The sequence below is a fragment of the Wolbachia endosymbiont of Drosophila baimaii genome (assembly GCF_028982185.1).
Classification (GTDB): Bacteria; Pseudomonadota; Alphaproteobacteria; order Rickettsiales; family Anaplasmataceae; genus Wolbachia; species Wolbachia pipientis.
Genome location: NZ_JAPQLE010000148.1, coordinates 1 through 2741, shown reverse-complemented (window position 1 = coordinate 2741; position 2741 = coordinate 1). Strand labels below are relative to the sequence as shown.

Genomic DNA, 2741 nt, shown 5'->3' with positions numbered 1-2741 from the left:
TAAATTTGTTACCTCTCTTACCCACTCCATAATTAAACAACTCTGCAATGTCTCCTATTTGTCCTCCTAATAATGAGAATTGGTATTAGATCACATAACATAGCACGTTCTTCAGTTTCAGCAGGCAAGTATTTAAAGTGACCAAAGATATTTTGCCTAATTTTCTCTAGCATATTTACCTGTATACTTACAAAGCTACCTAATACCGCATACTGATTTCTCTCTTTATTTTGTACGAATTAATCAAATGAAGTGAATACAGTATCCACACTACTAAAAAAAATGTGGCACAAAACATAAACATTACAATGAGTGGCAACAGCAAAGAACCTTCTATTGCTACTCCACCTCTTCTCAAAATGCTTGCAGGCTGATGGAGAGTAGACCATAAATTTACGGAAAATTTTACTATAGGAATATTTATAGCACTAAAAATGGCAAATACTGCTGCTGATTTTTCTGCCCTCGCTTCATTATCAAAAGCGCTCCACAATGAAAGGTAGCCAACATATAGGAAAAATAAAATCAGCATTGAAGTAAGCCTTGCATCCCATACCCACCAAGTGCCCCAGGTTCCTTTTCCCCAAATGCTGCCTGTGATTAAGCATATTGCAGAAAAGATTGTCCCTGCAGGAGCAGCAGCATGTGCCAAGACACTAGCAATGCTATTGTTCCACACTAATGAAATGAAACTGAGTGAAGCAATTAATCCATATATTCCAAGAGCAAGCCATGCAGAAGGCACATGAAGATACATAATTCGTACAATTTCTCCTTGTTTATAATCCTCTGGGGAGAAGAATAACGCCAAAAATATTCCAATTAAAAAACATGCGAAACAAATCACCCCAAGCCAAGGTAGAGCTTTCTTAGAAAAATAAGAGAAATTTGTAGGCTTTAATAAAAACATTCGTTTTGAGAATAATTGTGTTAAGAATTTACCAATTAGTTTGAGTTTTATCAACAGGATAGTTTTTCTATATTTACGTAGGTCAACAAATTAGCATAATTTCAGTAGCAGATTGCTAGCTATTATTTTTAGTATATGACCCTTAAAAAGCTTAATCTACATTTAGTATCAGATTCAAGTGGTGAAACTGTTATATCAGTTGCAAAATCAGCCCTGAAACACTTTCGTTCTATAGAAACGATCGAATATGTTTGGTCTTTTGTAAAAGGAGAAGAGCAGATTGACAAAATTCTGGAGGAAATTAATAGGAAAAGTGATGAGCATAATTTTGTTATATGCACTATTACTGATGATGAGCTAAGAAAATATCTAAAAGATAACTGTATAAAGTTGAAAATTCCCTATAGAGCAATATTATCACATATTATTAGAGAAATTTCGTCTTATCTTGAAATTGAAAAAGACGAAAAGCTTGACTTGCATACTGAGATAAATAACGAATATTTTCAGCGCATTGAGGCAATAAACTACACTATTAATCATGATGATGGACAAAATATTCAAGATATTGATAAAGCAGATATAATTTTGGTTGGAGTTTCACGTACATCAAAATCTCCCACCAGTACGTATTTAGCTTACCGAGGCTATAAGGTTGCAAATATTCCTTTTGTTAGTGGGGTACCCTTTTATGTCGGCTTGGCAAAATTAAAAAATAAACTAACGATAGGGGTAACAATAGACGTAAGTAGGCTAATAGAAATACGCAAAAATAGACTTACTTCAATTAACAACGAAGATAATAGTATATATGCTAATCCTGAAAAAGTAGAAAAGGAAATTAAAGAAGCAGAGGAACTATTTAAGCAGAATAACTGGCCAATTATTGATGTTACGCAAAAGTCAATCGAAGAAGTATCAGCAACAATTATACAATATTTTAATAAAATGTTATCAATTGACTAACTCTTGATAAGTGATTATAATGTAAAGTAATTTAATTCTTACTATAGATATGAAAGTCAAAGGGTCGCTAAAATCTCATCGTAACAGAGATAAAAATTGTAAAGTTGTGAAAAGGGGTGGTAAGATTTACATTATAAATAAGGTAAAGCCAAGGTGTAAAGCGCGTCAAGGTTCTTAGCTTTTTGTTCACCTTTTCATGTTATATATTTTTTATATGTGAAAGTACGGTGCTTATGTCTAAAAAGAAGCAAAAGTTACTGTGTTTAAGCGCAGCCTTACTCATTTCTTCCCTTACATTATATTTCAGCATTAGCACAATTACAGGTAAGCGTGGCTTATTGACGTTAATCGATTTAAAAAAAGAAATCGAGTACAATAAACTTTTGCTAAAGGATGTCTCTTCTGAAAAGGAAAAGTTGGACAACAAAGTATTTGGCTTATATGAAAAAAGCTTAGATTTAGATCTGCTTGATGAGCAAGCAAAAAATGCTTTAGGTTATGTGAACCCTAATGAACTTATGGTTGTTCTTGACGTGGAATAGCAGTAGAGATCTCCCTACGTCATACCGCCGCGGCGCTAACACGTAGCGGGATGACGGTTTTTCAAATTGTCGGTAAATCTAAGTCAGTTTAGCTATATTGTCTCTCACACCGCTTAGCTGAACAGACAATGGCGTCAACTTAAGGAAAAATGTCAGAGATTGTGTATAAAATTTCTCTCTAAAATTTTTACCATTAAATTACCCAAAAGCTGCATGACCTTACCCAGAAAAAATGGAGAGAAAGAAAAGAGTTTTTTTGGGTAAAATAAAATTTTGGAGGATTAGAAATGGTAAGAGAATATACAGCAGAATTCAAATTGGAA

The 2741-nt window shown here is 33.6% G+C and carries 5 protein-coding genes; 3 read left to right on the top strand and 2 right to left on the bottom strand.

The window, feature by feature from the left end:
- Positions 1-32: 32 nt before the first annotated feature.
- Both OZD66_RS05000 and ccmC read right to left on the bottom strand, forming a co-directional pair.
- Positions 33-173, bottom strand: coding sequence for a hypothetical protein (locus OZD66_RS05000; protein ID WP_182366820.1), 141 nt, complete (start codon positions 171-173; stop codon positions 33-35).
- A 26-nt stretch (positions 174-199) separates the two neighbouring features.
- A complete protein-coding gene (ccmC, locus tag OZD66_RS04995; RefSeq protein WP_182366738.1) occupies positions 200-910 on the bottom strand; it encodes a heme ABC transporter permease CcmC in 711 nt (236 codons plus the stop codon).
- 135 nt (positions 911-1045) lie between these two features.
- Here ccmC and OZD66_RS04990 point away from each other — a divergent pair, with 135 nt between their 5' ends.
- From OZD66_RS04990 to OZD66_RS04980, 3 genes are read left to right on the top strand one after another with little or no spacing between them, the layout of a single operon-like run.
- Positions 1046-1876, top strand: coding sequence for a pyruvate, water dikinase regulatory protein (locus OZD66_RS04990; protein ID WP_182366736.1), 831 nt, complete (start codon positions 1046-1048; stop codon positions 1874-1876).
- A 49-nt stretch (positions 1877-1925) separates the two neighbouring features.
- Complete coding sequence (ykgO, locus tag OZD66_RS04985; protein WP_006279631.1) at positions 1926-2054, top strand: type B 50S ribosomal protein L36; 129 nt, start codon at positions 1926-1928, stop codon at positions 2052-2054.
- 55 nt (positions 2055-2109) lie between these two features.
- A complete protein-coding gene (locus OZD66_RS04980; RefSeq protein ID WP_220468207.1) occupies positions 2110-2418 on the top strand; it encodes an FtsB family cell division protein in 309 nt (102 codons plus the stop codon).
- The last annotated feature ends 323 nt before the right edge of the window (positions 2419-2741 follow it).

Bases quoted from the DNA above. Each gene is read 5' to 3' on its own strand.
- OZD66_RS05000 (WP_182366820.1), bottom strand. From the start codon at position 173: ATGCTAGAGAAAATTAGGCAAAATATCTTTGGTCACTTTAAATACTTG.
- ccmC (WP_182366738.1), bottom strand. From the start codon at position 910: ATGTTTTTATTAAAGCCTACAAATTTCTCTTATTTTTCTAAGAAAGCT.
- OZD66_RS04990 (WP_182366736.1), top strand. From the start codon at position 1,046: ATGACCCTTAAAAAGCTTAATCTACATTTAGTATCAGATTCAAGTGGT.
- ykgO (WP_006279631.1), top strand. From the start codon at position 1,926: ATGAAAGTCAAAGGGTCGCTAAAATCTCATCGTAACAGAGATAAAAAT.
- OZD66_RS04980 (WP_220468207.1), top strand. From the start codon at position 2,110: ATGTCTAAAAAGAAGCAAAAGTTACTGTGTTTAAGCGCAGCCTTACTC.